The organism is Paenibacillus pinisoli, assembly GCF_003605435.1.
Lineage (GTDB): Bacteria > Bacillota > Bacilli > Paenibacillales > Paenibacillaceae > Pristimantibacillus > Pristimantibacillus pinisoli.
In genome coordinates this window covers 1261862-1277341 of sequence record NZ_QXQB01000002.1, presented here as the reverse complement: position 1 = coordinate 1277341, position 15480 = coordinate 1261862, and the positions used below count along the sequence as shown (strand labels likewise).

The window sequence follows — 15480 nt, the reverse complement described above, 5'->3', positions numbered from 1 at the left end:
AAAGCACTTCCAAATGAACAAACGTTAAGAACCCCAGCAGCCACCACGGCTGCTGGGGTTTTATTCAATGAAAGAACTATATCCACATATGCTCTGCACCTTCACATAAGTCGCGCCTATACGGCGCTCCAGTCGAACGTCTCTACTTTTTCAAGAGAAGGCATGCCCGCTTGGGCGCCGAATCTGGTGACAGCCAGAGCGGATACCTTGGTGGCAAAACGTACGGCGCTGTCGAGGTCGCTTCCTGCGGCTAAAGCGTAAGCCAGCCCGCCGTTGAAGGAATCGCCGGCTCCGGTCGTATCGATGACAGGAACCCGGTATGCCGGGACGGCCGTTATCTGCATGTCCGCGTTCATATAGCCTGAGCCTTGCGAGCCTAATGTAGTGATGACATGGCGCGGACCCATTTGGGCCATACGCTTCGTTGCTTCTCTCCACTGCTCCTCCGATGTATCCATTCCGGTAAGCAGGCCAAGCTCCGAACGATTCGGAGTAATATAGTCTATATGCTTCAGCAGCTCCTCCGGCAAGTCTCTGGCGGGGCCAGGATTTAATATGACTGTTCTGCCGTGACGTTTGGCGACTTCTGCTGCAGCGATGACTGTTTTCAAAGGAATCTCCAACTGCAGAAGCACCACATCAGCTTGAGCAAGGAGTTCTTCATGCCGGTACACGTCTGCCGGGAGACAGTGGGCATTCGCTCCTGGGACCACCACAATCTGATTATCCCCTTGCGCGAGAAGAATAGTGGCAATGCCAGTCGGAATGCCTTCCTCCGTTTTAATCCCGAATACATCGACTCCGCTTTTCCCTAGAGAATCCCGGAGCTCAGCTCCAAAGCTGTCGCTGCCCACCGCGCCAATCATCGTGGTGCGAGCGCCAAGCCTGGCAGCGGCCACGGCTTGATTGGCGCCTTTCCCTCCGGGAATGAAATGGACCCCATTGCCCATAAGCGTCTCTCCCATGAGAGGGGCACGCTCCGCTTCGACCGCGATATCCATATTTAAGCTTCCTATTACAACAATGTTAGGTCTCTTCATGTTCTCCACTCCTGATATTCAGCGAGCTTACAAGGAGCCTCTGTGGGCATGATCCATGTAAGCTCGCTCTTGAATTGCTCTATCTCTCTTTTTGATGTTTAGGTCTAGTATGTTTTAAGCGCGTCAATCATGAGTTTCCAGAAGCCGTCTACATCAAGCTCCAGGCCAAACTTCGCATTAACGGCTCTGCCCGTAACCCCATGCAGATCAACTAAAGTGGTTCCTGCTGTATATTCACCTTTAGTTTCCACGACAATATTAACATCCTTGGTTTTGAACAATTCTGGCGCAACAAGATAAGCCACAGTCAGCACATCGTGTACCGGCGCTCCGTCAAAGTCGAACATTTCTTTGTAAGTCGATGCGAAAAACACTAATAATTCGCCGACGATTTTAGCAACACGGTTATCGATGCCATTCACTTCTGCAATCACTTCTTTGGTGGCCAAAGCTTGATGCGTAATATCCAGTCCCATCACTACGGTCGGAATACCGCTTTCAAAAACCTTTCTTGCGGCCTCCGGATCAGCCCAAATGTTGAATTCGGCCGTTGGTGTCCAGTTGCCGAACGTCCCGCCGCCCATAAGGACAATCTCTTCAATATTGCTTTTAATTTCCGGCGCTTTTGTTAAAGCTAACGCAATATTGGTTAGTGGGCCTGTCGGAAGCAGGGTCACGGGCTCTGCCGACTCTTTCACAAGTCTTATAATGGTGTCGACGCCATGCTCCTCGCTCCAGCTGTGGGAAGGCTCTGGCAGCTCAGGACCATCGAGGCCTGAATCTCCATGAATGCCGGGCGCCGTCTCGCGTAACCGAACCATAGGCTCGCTTGCCCCTTTTGACACGATCACCTTATTTAATGAAATCAAATCACAAACCTTCAGTGCGTTTTGAGTCGTTTTCTCGATTTCTGCATTTCCGGAAACCGTTGTAATCGCTAAGATCTCCAACTGCGGCTGAGCGGCAGCCAAAATAATCGCAATCGCGTCATCATGTCCGGGGTCACAATCCATAATAATTTTTCTTGTTGTCATATCGTTCACCTCTAATTTTTATTTACATGACCAGACCCATCATTGTGCCTGAGATGACAGACGCTAAAGTTGAGCCCAACAGCAATTTAAGCGCAAATTTCGCCACATGGTCTCCTTGCTTATCGCTGATCGCTTTGATGGATCCGGAGATGATGCCGAGCGTTCCGAAGTTAGCGAAGCTAACCAGATAGACAGATACAATAGCAACCGTCCGGGATGAGAGTTCACCTGTCATATTGCCGAAGCTCAACATCGCTACAAATTCATTCGTAATCAGCTTGGTAGCCATAATCCCGCCAGCTTGTACAGCTTCCGACCAAGGAACACCCATTAGGAAAGCGACTGGCGCGAAGATATAGCCAATAACCGTATCGAACGAGATGTGCAGGGTGCTTTGGAATATCACATTCACGAGTTCCATCAGAGAGATAAATCCTAGCAGCATGGCGGCAACAATAATGGCGATTTTAAAACCGTCCGTGACGCTCTCGCCGACCATTCGGAAGAAAGGAAGCCTTTCTTTTTCCTCCACTTCAACTAAGTCCTCATTCTCATCCAGATCATAGGGGTTAATAATATTGGCAACGATAAGAGCGCTGAAAATATTCAATACAACAGCCGTTACCACGAACTTCGGCTCCAGCATATTGGCGTATGCCCCAACCATCGCCATGCTTATGGCACTCATAGCGGATGTACAGATGGTATAAAGTCTTTCTTTGGACAGAAGCGGGATTTGCTTGAGAATGGTTAAAAATACTTCCGGCTGCCCGAGTGCAGATGTAGATATCGCAAAATAGCTTTCAAGTCTGCCCATGCCGGTAATTTTGCTTAGGAACAGGCCTAAATATTTGATGATGAACGGCAATACTTTGATATAATTCAAAATTCCAATTAGAACGGACATGAAAACAAGCGGCATCAACACGCCAAGGAAAAACGGAGTTTGACCCTCATTTGCGAGGCCGCCAAATACAAATTGAATTCCCGCATTGGCAATACTCATCAGCTTCTCGAACAGCAAGCCCACTTTTGTAATCGCTGTGATCCCTATGCTCGTATTCATCATGAAGTAAACCAGAAGGATCTGCACGGCCAGCATGATTAGAACGCGTTTGTATTTTATTTTTTTGCGGTTGTTGCTTACTACAAAACCAATAATAAAAACAAGAAGAAGGCCAGTTAGCAAGAAAACAAAATTCATGTATATCTCCTCCATGTTAATGCCAATGTCTCATGCAAGATTGACTTGTGCCCGCCATCATGAACAGCCAATGTACACCCCCTAATTCCAAACAAACAAAAGTTTATAACAAAAACATAAGTTTAGTATACGCTTTCAAGTCGATATGTCAATACGGTAAATGAATTCATTCTGAAAGTGGTTTTAGTTGTATAATAAAATGTGGGACAAACATGAGGTTTGTGTTTTAGTGAATACAAGCAGAAATGAGGTACCTTTATGGATAAAGAAAAGCAAATTTTGGACTATATACGAATGAATCCTTTTATATCTCAGCAAGAGTTATCGAGTAAGGTCGGGTTATCCCGCCCGACGGTAGCCAATTATATTGCCAGCTTGACCAGACGCGGCGAAATCAAAGGCAGAGCCTATATTTTGCGGGAAGAGTCGTCGATTGTTTGTATCGGCGGGGCTAATATTGACAAGAAAGCGCGGACGAATCAAGAGGTGAGCTTTCACTCGTCCAATCCGGTCAAAATCAATGAATCTTGCGGCGGCGCTGCACGCAACGTGGCTGAGAATTTAAGCCGGCTACTCTGCAACACGTCCATTATGACCTGTGTCGGGGACGACAAGGAAGGCGACTGGATCCTGAATGAAATCAAGAGCCAAGGCGTTGATGTCAGCCAAGTATGGGTGATGCCGACTGAGCGGACGGGGATTTTCATCACTCTTCTGGATCCAACGGGCGAGAGCGTAGTCTCGATGGATGATATGCACATCTATGAAAAGATGACGGTTTCCATGTTTGAGGAAAAATGGTCCAATATTGTTTCGGCCCAAGCTGTTTTCCTGGATACGAATATTCCCAAGGAATGTATCAGCTACATCATTAAACGCTGCGCCGATGAACAAATTCCTGTCTACATAGATCCTGCATCTGTAGCCAAGACGCATAAGCTTCCTTATCGGCTTGACGGAGTAGAGCTGCTGCTCCCCAACCGGGTAGAGGCAGAGGTGCTTGCGGGCATGAAGATCGACTCCATCGAGGATTGCGGCATCGCATGCGGGAAAATTAGAGAGCGCGGCGCTAAAAACGTGATTATCACGCTTGGCGATCAGGGGGCCTATTATTCTTCCTCCGAGGAGTCCGGTCATTTGCCTTCATTCCTGACGGATATTGTGGACATTACAGGGGTTGGCGACGCATTTGCCGCTTGTGCCATGTATGGCATCATGAACAATGAACCGCTTCATCATGCATGCCAACTGGGGCTTGCCGGCGCTGCGCTTACCCTTCAGACGGAAGAATCGATCAGCAAAGCTTTAAGGCCCGGAAAAATTTATGAGGTTGTGCAGGAGCATGCGGGGTAGACGATGTTCTTCGCTAGTAATGGAGCAACTCCCATTTATAAAAGGATAAACCCCGACCTTATACGGCCGGGGTTTTACGTTTGAACTGCATATGTATGAACGGCTTCAAATCCCCGACTCCAACCGATAAGCCCACAAATAACCTTTCGACTCCAGCAGAAGGGCATCCGACTTTTCTTTCGGTTCGAATACAATGCTGCTGTTCGTGCTCATCATGTATCCGTCGTTGATTCGGTCGATGGCGATGGGAACGCCTAGCTCCATGAAGAGCTGGCGCATGCGGTATATGGTGTTGTACAGATTGGGGAGCGCCCGTTTCTCTTCGACATGAGGCCAGAGATCATCGATGATTCTCCATTTCAGACATAGCTTATTCTCATGAAGCAGGAAGTAATAGAACAGCTCCTCCGTGATGCGGGTAGGCCACTTAATGGGATTCTCGCCTTTCTTCACATGCGCCTCTCCATACAGCTGGACAAGAAGCTCCTTCTTCGGGGCCAGCTTTTGCTTCTGGCCGTAATATTTCTGCAGGCGCTCGTCGAGCTGCTTCACGATATTCGGGGTCATCGGCTTTAAGATATAATCCAGCGCTTGTACGCGGAAGGCCTGCACGGCATATTGCTGATGCGCGGTGGTGAAGATAACAGGCACATCAATGCCGCTCTCCACCAAGGTCTGGGCGAGCTGGAGCCCCGTCATTCTCGGCATCTCAATATCGAGCAGGAGCGCGTCGACCTCCAGCTTCGGTATTTCCGGCAGCGCATCGAATGGCGATTCGAAGAGGCCTACAACCTGAAAGGGGCCGTAGCTCTCCAGCAATCTGGCATGCAGCCCCAGAATCGGCTTCTCATCCTCTACGATGATGACTTTCCACATCTTCTCGTGCCTCCTTGATGGGGATCTTCAGTTGAACAGTAGTGCCTTTGCCGGGATAAGAGCTGATCTCCAGACTGCCCTGGGTGAGATCATGCACGCGCCGGCGCACATTGGTAAATCCGATGCCGATATTGCCCCCGCCCTCCATGAGCTGAGCGCATCTCTCTTCCGACATGCCGACACCGTCATCGGAGACATGTATGCTTAAGCGGGAATCAAGCATGTAGATCGAGACTTGAACATGACCCGGGCCTTCCTTGTCAAACAAGCCGTGTCGGATCGCGTTCTCGACCAATGGCTGCAGCAGCAAGCTTGGCATAAGGATGTTCTCGGCATCAATAAGCGGATCGATATGATACGCGAAGGTCAGGCGCTCGCCGAATCTGGCCTTCTCTACCTCAACATAAGCTTCAATAATCTCCAGTTCCTTTTGCAGGGAAGAATATTGTCCATCCCGGCTCGTGTCAAAGATATAGCGCAGGAACGAGCTGAGCATCGAGAGCAGATAAGCCGCACGTTCTCCATCCGTATAGCAGAAGGAGATGATGTTGCTAAGCGCATTGTATAAGAAATGCGGTTTGATCTGCGTCTGCAGGAAGGCCATCTCGTATTCGATCGCCTTCAGCATCGAGTGCTTCGTCTGCTCAGCTGCATTGAGCCTTGCCATCAAGGTTTCCCTTGAGAAAGGCTTAATCAGATAATCATTGGCGCCGGAAGCCAAGATTCGTTCAATATGCTTGGGGTACTCGGAAGAAATCATCATAATGACCGGCAGCTCCATCAATGACGCTTTTGTCCGGATTTGCTGCAGCAATTCGAGGCTGTTCAGAGTGCCTGGAATAATGTCATCGATGATCATCATCGAGATTTCCGGATGGTTATGGTAGTAATCCAGCGCTTCTTGAGCGGTATAAGCGATTCTGATCTTGTAGGTATCGCTCAGCATGTCTTTCATCACTTCGGCGTGCATAACATCGTCATCCACGATAAGAAGCGTGCCTGGCTCACGTTCTTCATCGGCCGCGGCTGCTTGCGCATGTTCCTCGTATTCTGGCGCGGCTGCCGGCTCCTTGAACTCGCTGAAAGCCAATTGGAGAGCGCAGCGGATGCCGTTCTCCTTGTGTTCATAGGTGATGCTGCCGTTCATCTGCTGGACCAGCTCTTCTGTCATCATAAGACCGGAGGAACGCTGTTGCCAGTTCCCCTGAAGCGCCGATTGCTTGCGGATCGTCGCGATTTCCAGGAGGACAGTCTCTCCGGACTGCATCGATTCAATGGTCAGATTATCATCTGCGGTATCATGAGCAATTTCGGTCATCACACGCAGCAGCACCTGAGTCAGCCGCTGCTCGTCCGCCCATACATACAGCTGCTTCGGAATATTCTCGTGAATATGAATCTTCTTCTTGGCCAATGTCAGCTGCATAAGCGAAAGAACATGGAGCATGACCATCCGCAGATTGGTGGATTTCAGCTGAATGGCATAATCATCGAATCGGATACGGGTAAAATCATGCAAATCCCGGAGCAGATAAACCATGTTGCCGATCAGCTGCTCAGCCAGGTATAATTGCTCGCCCTGTCTTTGCCGGTCCGGTTCTCGGCTAATCGATTGGATCAAATGCATAGTATCATGAAGCGGCCTCTGCAAATCTTGTGTCGCAACCTTCAGGAAATCGTCTTTCGTATCGTTGGCCTTCTGCAGCCGGGCGGTGAGCTGCTCCGATTGTTCGGCCCGGTTCATGAGACGAATGCCGAGAAACACATTCATCATAATGACGCCCCCGATTAATCCGATTCGGCTGAGCTCGTTGCGGCCGGAGAAGAATAGGGTGTCCGACGAGCTGCTGATCGCGAATACGGCCAGGAATAGAAGCATCAAGAGAATGATGATGGCTTCATTCTTGCGCGTGGTGGTCTGATTTCTAACCGTCAACGAGAATAACCGAACAATAATGATTAGGAATAACAGATCGATGTAATAAAAGAACTGGTACTGCACGCCAGACAATACTCTGGCCGGAAGAACGGCATTTAATATCGTATAGATTAAGACCGGAAGGAAGAGCAGCATCATCGTCTTCCGGTTCATGATGGACGGAATTGTTTTGACAATAAACACAAGAAGCAAGAGCGCCATCACATAGGTGCTGGTATCCTGCAGTCGCAAATAAAGATCGATCGGAATCGATGGGAACTCGCGCATTAACAGGCGCTCCCCTCGCAGCACAATGACGAATGCCAGAATTAGAAAATGCAGCCCGCTGTACAAGAAGGCTTCATCCTTCGTCCGCAGCAGGTAGATCGTCAGATGGAAGATGCCGAATAAGAGCAGGCATAGAGTCGCTGCCCACTCCAGAGTCAAATCCCGATGCACGTCCGCCTTCATCTGCAAGGCGTCGCCAATATCGATGGGCAGGACGATGCCGCCTCTGGCATTGTAGAAGTTGGACGCATGGACCGTAATGAGAAGCTCCCGGTCTTCCGGCTCAAGATACACCTCGTAAGCGGGATTGTCCATGACCGTATCCGCTTTGGAAGTGCCTATCTGACCGGCTTGGGAGACAACTGCTCCATCGATATAGAGGGTATGGGCAGACCAAATATTGCGGACACGGAGACCGATCTCCGACCAGTCATCGGGCAGCTGCACAAGAAGCTGATAGGACCCCCACTGCACATGCGTTGTCCAGGGACCTGGTACGCGTATGTAAGTCGCTTCTTGAGACAATTCGGCGGGGGAGACAAAGGATTCGGCAATAAATGACCATTCGCCGGCTAACGATACGAACGGAGAATCAGCCGTCAGCTCCCGCAAGTCAAGCACGCCGTCTATGGCCTTTATCTTCACCTCGCTTGTATCCTTGTCGCTAAATATCATATAGAGAATAGCGATTAAGGCGCAGACCGCACCCAGGCAGCCAATCCACTTCTTCATGTCTAGTCACACCCCTATTGTTACTATCATACGTTATCTATCTCTCGAAAAACTACCAAAATGGCTTGAGAGATTTTTGAGAGGCGGCTTTGATATGTTTTAAGATGTAATCGGCACGATTCAAAAGAGCTTATCGTTTTCAAGGTACCTAACTCTTATTTTGGACGGTGTTGCCCTCGCGGATTGTTACTGGATGGGAACTAAGACACAAGACATTATGACTAATCTTACAGGATGGGTGAATCAGATGAAGAAAAAAACGATTGCAATGCTGGTGGCTTTCATGCTCGTTGTCATGAATGCATCCATGGTGCATGCATTGGCGCCGGTAGCCGAGGTTTATTACAATGCCGGAACCAGTACATATGACTCCAGCGATTTCGAAAGCCAATTGAATGATGCGATTAAAGCCAAGCTGCAAGCAGGCGGCGTTAATCCGAAATACGTGTCCATTATGGACGCAAGCGCTGATCCGGCGAATGTATCGGAGGCACATGTGCATTCCGGCCGCAACACATGGTACTTGAGCAACGGCTTTACTCCGAAGCTGGAGACGCCGGACTATAATCACGTTCAAATTACCAACGATGGCAGAACGCTAACCTTCTTCGGTTACACTCAGCCTGCTTACAAGGATTTCATGCTGACAAGCGGAAGTCCTGTAGGCAAGAAGATCATTACCTTCGACATGGATGAGTCCAAAGTGGATTATCATAGCATGGAGGGGGGCGGCTTCCTCTTCAATACCGCGATTGACAGTGAAGGCAAATTAAGCGGATATGCCATTCTGTATATCAATGGCGCAATTAAAGTCTATCAAATCTCGGATGTGGATGCAGACGCTCTACATAATGAGCAGACCAGAGTACTGAGCCAGGTACCAGGCGTAACTCAGATCGGCTCTTATACAAAAGGCGCCTCAACCCACCATACGATCAAAATTAATGTCACGGATACCAAACTGAACATGTGGGATAATGGGGATCAGATCATTAGAGATTTGGCTCTCCCTGCTGTGTACGGTGATGAGTTTGGCCCAATTGTCAGCTATGCCAGCCACGGCTGCGAGGAGATCTCGGTATTTGCTTATGACAACCTGAAGCTGTTCACAACTTCAGGCAAGTCGTTAGAGGTAGCGGTGGATCAAATTCCATGGGGCGAGCATGCGCCGCTGCGCTATGTTGTGGACATCAACGATGATCCAAGCACGCTCTTGGACGGCGATATCAACCAAACAAACCTGAAGGATTCCTTCGATCGCAATGAGGCGCAATACATTGGGGTTTCCGATCCGGAATATAAGGATATCAGCGAAACCTTTATTAGCGAGATTCATAAAGGCGGCCAGCATGTAGAATCCGATAAAACCAGCGCAGAGATTATCGATGCCATCGCAGAGCGCATTGCGGATCAGATCATCCATGGTTACAAAGATGCGATTCTGGCTATTGAAAAAGCAGAAACAAAGACGGATATTTCATTTGCATCAGGCGACAGCAAAAATACGGTGAAGAACAACATTACGCTGAAGCAAGACGCGGACGAAAATGTAACGACCGTATGGTCCTCCGATCAGCCTTCCATTATCGCTGAGGACGGCACCGTAACAAGACCGGTTATTGCTCAGACAGGCACTTATGTAACTCTGACAGCAACGATTACGAAGGACGGGCTGACAAGCGAGAAGTCGTTTACCGTATACGTCGCTGCAGCTGATCCGGTTCCATTGTCTACGTTAGACGTTGTTGCAGGCAACAAGGAAGCTACATTGAACTTCCCGGCATTGCTTGGCGCTACGAAAGTTACCGTGGAGCTGTCCGAGAACGGAACAGACTTCACACCGGCTTTTACAGAAGAAACGATTGATGACGCTTCGACAAGCGCAACGGTAACGGGCTTGAGAAATGGCGTAACGTACCACATCCGTTTGGTTGTTGAATCCGGACCATATGAAGGTACGTCCAATGTGGTTACAGTGAAGCCGGTTGCGCCTTCTTCGCCAGGCGTAGTGATACCGCCTGACATGGATACCAAGGTGATTGTATCTGATCAATCGAACGGCGGCGAAGTCGTTCAGGGCAAAATTACGAAGCTCGTTGGCGAGAATCTGAAAGTAACCGGCAAGGTGAAATCGGCCAACGGCCAAGAGATTAGCGTCCCTGAGATTACAATGAACCAAGACGGCAGCTTCTCGATCCCGCAGCTTCCAGCCGGCGAATACAAGCTGTTGCTGAATGTTATCGCGCCGAATGGCGAGAGGCTGGCAGGTCCTGCCGGCAAGCTGACTGTCGGCTCGAACGGAAGCGCAAGCCTGTCGGTAGATCTGGTTGATCCGTATGGCACGATTCTGGATGACGTAACGAACCAGCCCGTTACGGGCGTGAATATGCAGCTGTACTGGGCGGATACGGAGCTTAACCGTTCGAAAGGCAGAGTGCCTGGAACGCCGGTTAACTTGCCTGAGCTGCCAGACTTCGCGCCAAACAAAAACCATAACCCGCAAATCAGCTCGGACAGCGGTGAATATGGCTGGATGGTATACGCAGACGGCGACTATTACTTCTTAGGCGAAAAAGACGGCTACACCGTGTTTGACAGCCGTGAAGACAAGCGCGACGAGCGTTTTGGCGAAGACAGCTATATCAAAAACGGAATAATCCATGTCGGCGACACGATTGTGAAATTCAGCTTCTCGGCAAAGCCGAAGGTAAAAGCTGTGGGAGAACATACGCCGTACATGCTCGGCTATCCGGATGGAACGTTCCAGCCGAACCGCGGCATTGTCCGCGCTGAAGTGGCTGCCATTCTGTCCCGCCTGTATACAGCTACTGCAAAAGCTGAGAAAGTATCATATGCTGACGTAAGTGCTGACTACTGGGCTGCTGATGCAATCACGATTGCAACCAATAATAAGTGGATGGTCGGTATCGGCGAGAACAAGTTCCAGCCGAAGAAACAGATCACTCGTGCGGAATTCGCGCAGATGCTTGCGAATATGTACAAATGGGAGGCCGCTGAAGAAAGCAGCTATACGGATATAGCTGGACATTGGGCGGAGAAGGCCATTGCAACTGTTGAGAAACAAGGCCTGCTATTTGATTTCAAAGAAACAACATTCAACCCGAACCAGCCAATTACGAGAGTAGAGGTTGTCCGTATCTTCAACCAATTGATGGAGCGCACGCCATGGCATGTCGAAGTCGGACAGAAGTGGACAGACGTGCCTGAGAGCCATCCGTTCTACAAAGATATTATGGAAGCTTCGACGCCTCACCCATTCGAGCAATACGAGACTGGCGTAGAGAGCTGGAAAGTGAAATAATGCTCGAACACCACCCTTAATCCGGGTGGTGTTTTTTTTTCTGCCAAATCATGCTGCAGATCTCATTAGATTTTACGATATGAATGGTTTATCATATCAATAATGATGGTCTAGAGGATTCAGAGTTTAAGCGGATACAATAGATAGAAGGGACAGAGGCAGATGAGTATGGAGAAAATCAAGCTTACGTCTTACTCCACGAAAGGAGGCTGCGGCTGCAAGATTGGTCCCGGGGACTTGTCTCAGGTGCTGAGCGCGCTGCCTGCCGCTGTGCCGAATCCGAACCTGCTGGTCGGACTGGACACAAGCGACGATGCCGGTGTGTACAAGCTTAATGATGAGCTGGCACTGGTGCAAACCGTTGATTTTTTTACGCCGATTGTAGATGATCCCTATTCATTCGGACAAGTAGCGGCTGCCAATGCGATTAGCGATATATATGCCATGGGCGGCAAGCCGCTCACGGCGCTCAACATCGTGGCATTTCCGATTCGCACGCTGGACAAGCAAGTGCTGGCGGAGATTTTGCGCGGCGCGGGAGACAAGATGAAGGAAGCGAATGTCACGCTGGTAGGCGGACACTCTATTGACGACAACGAGCCGAAATTCGGCCTTGCCGTAACGGGTCTGGTTCATCCGGACAAGGTTCGCACCAATGCGGGAGCGCAGCCGGGGGACAAGCTGATCTTGACGAAGCCGATCGGGGTAGGCATCCTGACTACGGCGATCAAGAAGGACAAGCTGAGTGAAGTGGAGATCGAGCGGGTCACGCAAGTTATGGCTGCCCTGAACAAGACGGCAGCGGAGCAGATGGAGCCGTTCAATGTACATGCTTGCACGGATGTAACAGGCTTCGGCTTAATGGGCCATACGCTTGAGATGGCCAAGGGAAGCGGGGTGGGCATCGTCATCCATGCTTCGGATGTGCCGGTACTTCCAAGAGCAAGGGAACTTGCGGAGGAGGGCTTCGTGCCGGGCGGAACCAAAAACAACTTCGCTCATGTGCAGAGCTCCATTACTTTCTCTGAATCGTTGGATCAAATCGGCCAATGGATTCTGTGCGATGCGGTCACCTCAGGCGGGCTGCTGATTGCAGTAGCGAACGATGAAGCCGAGGAGCTGCTCGGCAATCTGAGAGGAGCTGGCGTAGAGGCCGGCATCATCGGAGAGGCGACAGCGGATCACCCTGGCCGCATTGTTGTTATATAAGAACGGGATTGAGGACGTAAGGAGACGATTTTGTTGTTCCAGGATATGAACATAGATGATTTAGTAAAGCTGACCAAAGATAAAGGCGTAGTCACAATCGATGTTCGTTCTCCATCGGAATTTGCCGATGCGACAATTCCCGGCAGCGTGAACATTCCGTTTTTTGATGATGCAGAACGTGCCGAGATTGGCACGATTTATAAGCAGGATAGCGTGAAAGCGGCTATGGACAGAGGACTGGAGATTTTTTCGGCCAAGCTGCCGGCATTTATTAAGCAATTTGAGAAGATTCAAGGCCCGAAAGCCGTATTTTGCTGGCGGGGCGGTATGCGGAGCAAAACATCGGCAACCGTCTTATCCTTAATGGGCATCAAGGTTCACAGATTGACGGGGGGCTTCAGGGCTTACCGCAGATGGGTTGTCGAGACTCTTGAAGGGATCGACTTCAAGCCGAGGCATGTTGTGCTGCTTGGCAATACGGGGACGGGGAAAACGGAGATCCTAAGGCAATTGAAGCAAGAAGGGTTTCCTGTGCTTGATCTGGAGGGCATGGCCGGTCACCGCGGATCTGTATTCGGGCATGTCGGCATGAAAGCGCACAATCAGAAGACATTCGATTCTCTGCTTGTAACGGAGCTGCTGCAATGGCAGCGCTCGTCCTATGTGCTGCTGGAAGGCGAAAGCAAGCGAATCGGCAAAGTGGTGCTTCCGGAGGTCATAATGGACAAGAGGGAGCAGGCTGCTCAGCTGTTCATTCAGCTGCCGCTAGAGGAACGCGTGCGTCATATTGTGGCGGATTACCAGCCGTCGGAGCATAAGCAAGCGCTGATGGAGGGCTTCAAGCATATTAAGGGACGGATTCATACTCCCATAGCCAAAGAAATTATGGCCAGCCTGGAGTCGGAGCAATATGAACAAGCGGTAAAGCTATTGCTGGAGCATTATTACGACCCGCGTTATGAGCACGCGATGCAGCAATATGGGACAGATATTACGATTATACAAGCCAACACGATTGCAGACGCTGTTCAAGACGTAAAGGATTATATAGCCAGGAAATTTAAATAAGGATAGTCGCCATCCGGTTTGCGGATGGCTTTTTTTTGTGGGCGAATAAGAACCTGTACTAGCTTTTATCTGGTATGATAATGACAGAGTTAAGAAAAAATGGCATAGCTATATTATGGCGAGCTGACAGGAGGGCTTATGGTACAGGATAGCTTTAACAAGTTTTTCTGGGGATTTTTGTTCATCATGTTTGACTTCCGCATTCAAGGCTTTGATATTATGCCGGATATTATCGGGTACATTCTGTTCACCTTGGGGTTGCTGGCGCTGTCAGAATATAATCATCATTTTGCCCAAGGGAAAACGTACAGTATGATAATGGCCGTTCTCTCCATCTTTTCGATCTACGAGCGGCCTGCTCAGGGCGGCGGCGTTCATATTAATTTTATGGGTACCATTGTGGCGCTGGTTTCAATCGTTCTGTTGCTCATGATCGTGTATCATCTTCTTATGGGCATCAAGGAAATGGCGGCAAGGCAGCAACAGCCTGGCATCGTGGAGGAAGCGGAGAAGAAATGGACTTATTTTCTGATTTACCAAATTGCCAGCTTGTTCTTATTCGTGTTAATCTTTATTCCGCCGTTATTCATTATGGGTGCCATTGCCATGTTTATCGTGACCATTATCTTAATGGCGACATTGATGCTCTTCATGCGAAGCTGCGGTCAGCAATTGCAATCCTAACATGCAGATGCATGGAGGGGAGAAGTAAAGTTGTAAGTCAGTGGTGAATGTGTTATGATTAGTCTATTGGAATTTCGACCTGAGAGCACATATTGTAGAGGGTTATGATTTTAATGTGTAACCTTGTATGATATGTGATTTTTTTTTGGAAATTCAAAACGAAAATATGGAGGCAATACACTATGGAACAAGGTACAGTAAAATGGTTCAACGCAGAAAAAGGTTTTGGTTTTATCGAGGTTGAAGGCGGCAATGACGTGTTTGTTCACTTCAGCGCAATTACTGGTGACGGCTTCAAATCGCTGGACGAAGGCCAACGCGTTGAATTTAACGTCGTACAAGGCAATCGCGGCCCGCAAGCCGAAAATGTTGTAAAACTGTAGAATCGCAAATTGGTGACAATGCCCCAGACGCAAGAATGGGGCTTTTTTTTTCGTCAATGATACCAGGAGAAAAGGGGGATGCGGCTTGTATTATTCACGGAAAAAACCAATGGACGATCTTCCATTGGTTCTAACAGCTATTTGGTCATGTACCAATAAAGAATGCAATGGATGGACAAGGGATAACTTCGTTTTCTTAGAACAACCAGTATGTGTCCAATGCAATTCTCTGATGGAGAAAGGCGAGAAAATGCTTGCGATTTTGGAGAACACGAGTTTTAATAAGTCTAAGCAGTAAGCATACAGGAACTTTGAGTTTGAATATAGGGATAGTGAAATGGGGATGCGATGAATATCGCGTCCCCTTTT

At 49.1% G+C, this 15480-nt stretch carries 12 protein-coding genes; 7 read left to right on the top strand and 5 right to left on the bottom strand.

The features are described from left to right. Positions 1–116: 116 nt before the first annotated feature. The 3 genes from rbsK to D3P09_RS13030 form a co-directional block, all read right to left on the bottom strand. On the bottom strand, positions 117–1040 hold the full coding sequence (gene rbsK, locus D3P09_RS13040; RefSeq protein WP_120110404.1) for a ribokinase: 924 nt from the start codon (positions 1038–1040) through the stop codon (positions 117–119). A gap of 104 nt (positions 1041–1144) precedes the next feature. Next, complete coding sequence (locus tag D3P09_RS13035; protein ID WP_120110402.1) at positions 1145–2074, bottom strand: nucleoside hydrolase; 930 nt, start codon at positions 2072–2074, stop codon at positions 1145–1147. A 22-nt stretch (positions 2075–2096) separates the two neighbouring features. Beyond that, a complete protein-coding gene (locus D3P09_RS13030; protein ID WP_120110399.1) occupies positions 2097–3278 on the bottom strand; it encodes a NupC/NupG family nucleoside CNT transporter in 1182 nt (393 codons plus the stop codon). Between the two features lie 258 nt (positions 3279–3536). On the opposite strand from D3P09_RS13030, the gene D3P09_RS13025 reads away from it, so the two are divergent. After that, positions 3537–4631, top strand: a complete 1095-nt coding sequence (locus D3P09_RS13025) for a carbohydrate kinase (RefSeq protein WP_120110396.1) — start codon at positions 3537–3539, stop codon at positions 4629–4631. Positions 4632–4736: 105 nt separating this feature from the next. Here the strand turns inward: D3P09_RS13025 and D3P09_RS13020 are convergent, their stop codons facing one another. Next, positions 4737–5507 (bottom strand): response regulator, encoded by a 771-nt coding sequence (locus tag D3P09_RS13020; RefSeq protein ID WP_120110394.1) that lies wholly within the window; start codon positions 5505–5507, stop codon positions 4737–4739. Continuing rightward, positions 5479–8445, bottom strand: coding sequence for a histidine kinase (locus D3P09_RS13015; protein ID WP_120110392.1), 2967 nt, complete (start codon positions 8443–8445; stop codon positions 5479–5481). Before D3P09_RS13015 ends, D3P09_RS13020 begins: the two co-directional genes overlap by 29 nt. A 247-nt stretch (positions 8446–8692) precedes the next feature. Between D3P09_RS13015 and D3P09_RS13010 the strand changes: the two genes are divergently transcribed. The 6 genes from D3P09_RS13010 (at position 8693) to D3P09_RS12985 (ending at position 15409) form a co-directional block, all read left to right on the top strand. Then, complete coding sequence (locus tag D3P09_RS13010) at positions 8693–11767, top strand: S-layer homology domain-containing protein (RefSeq protein ID WP_120110390.1); 3075 nt, start codon at positions 8693–8695, stop codon at positions 11765–11767. A 168-nt stretch (positions 11768–11935) separates the two neighbouring features. Continuing rightward, complete coding sequence (selD, locus tag D3P09_RS13005) at positions 11936–12976, top strand: selenide, water dikinase SelD (protein ID WP_424452404.1); 1041 nt, start codon at positions 11936–11938, stop codon at positions 12974–12976. Positions 12977–13009: 33 nt separating this feature from the next. After that, positions 13010–14044 carry a tRNA 2-selenouridine(34) synthase MnmH gene (gene mnmH, locus D3P09_RS13000; protein WP_120110385.1) on the top strand — a complete coding sequence of 345 codons (1035 nt, stop codon included), beginning with the start codon at positions 13010–13012 and terminating at the stop codon, positions 14042–14044. A gap of 138 nt (positions 14045–14182) precedes the next feature. After that, a complete protein-coding gene (locus D3P09_RS12995; RefSeq protein WP_120110382.1) occupies positions 14183–14728 on the top strand; it encodes a hypothetical protein in 546 nt (181 codons plus the stop codon). Between the two features lie 182 nt (positions 14729–14910). After that, positions 14911–15111, top strand: coding sequence for a cold-shock protein (locus tag D3P09_RS12990; RefSeq protein ID WP_116047398.1), 201 nt, complete (start codon positions 14911–14913; stop codon positions 15109–15111). Positions 15112–15196: 85 nt separating this feature from the next. Further along, positions 15197–15409: a cold-shock protein gene (locus D3P09_RS12985; RefSeq protein ID WP_120110379.1), complete on the top strand. Its 213-nt coding sequence runs from the start codon at positions 15197–15199 to the stop codon at positions 15407–15409. Positions 15410–15480: the final 71 nt, after the last annotated feature.

Excerpts from the sequence above, each read along its gene's own strand:
- D3P09_RS13020 (WP_120110394.1), bottom strand. The coding sequence starts at position 5,507 with ATGTGGAAAGTCATCATCGTAGAGGATGAGAAGCCGATTCTGGGGCTG.
- D3P09_RS12990 (WP_116047398.1), top strand. The coding sequence starts at position 14,911 with ATGGAACAAGGTACAGTAAAATGGTTCAACGCAGAAAAAGGTTTTGGT.
- rbsK (WP_120110404.1), bottom strand. The coding sequence starts at position 1,040 with ATGAAGAGACCTAACATTGTTGTAATAGGAAGCTTAAATATGGATATC.
- D3P09_RS13010 (WP_120110390.1), top strand. The coding sequence starts at position 8,693 with ATGAAGAAAAAAACGATTGCAATGCTGGTGGCTTTCATGCTCGTTGTC.
- D3P09_RS13025 (WP_120110396.1), top strand. The coding sequence starts at position 3,537 with ATGGATAAAGAAAAGCAAATTTTGGACTATATACGAATGAATCCTTTT.
- D3P09_RS13035 (WP_120110402.1), bottom strand. The coding sequence starts at position 2,074 with ATGACAACAAGAAAAATTATTATGGATTGTGACCCCGGACATGATGAC.
- D3P09_RS12995 (WP_120110382.1), top strand. The coding sequence starts at position 14,183 with ATGGTACAGGATAGCTTTAACAAGTTTTTCTGGGGATTTTTGTTCATC.
- selD (WP_424452404.1), top strand. The coding sequence starts at position 11,936 with ATGGAGAAAATCAAGCTTACGTCTTACTCCACGAAAGGAGGCTGCGGC.
- D3P09_RS13030 (WP_120110399.1), bottom strand. The coding sequence starts at position 3,278 with ATGAATTTTGTTTTCTTGCTAACTGGCCTTCTTCTTGTTTTTATTATT.
- D3P09_RS13015 (WP_120110392.1), bottom strand. The coding sequence starts at position 8,445 with ATGAAGAAGTGGATTGGCTGCCTGGGTGCGGTCTGCGCCTTAATCGCT.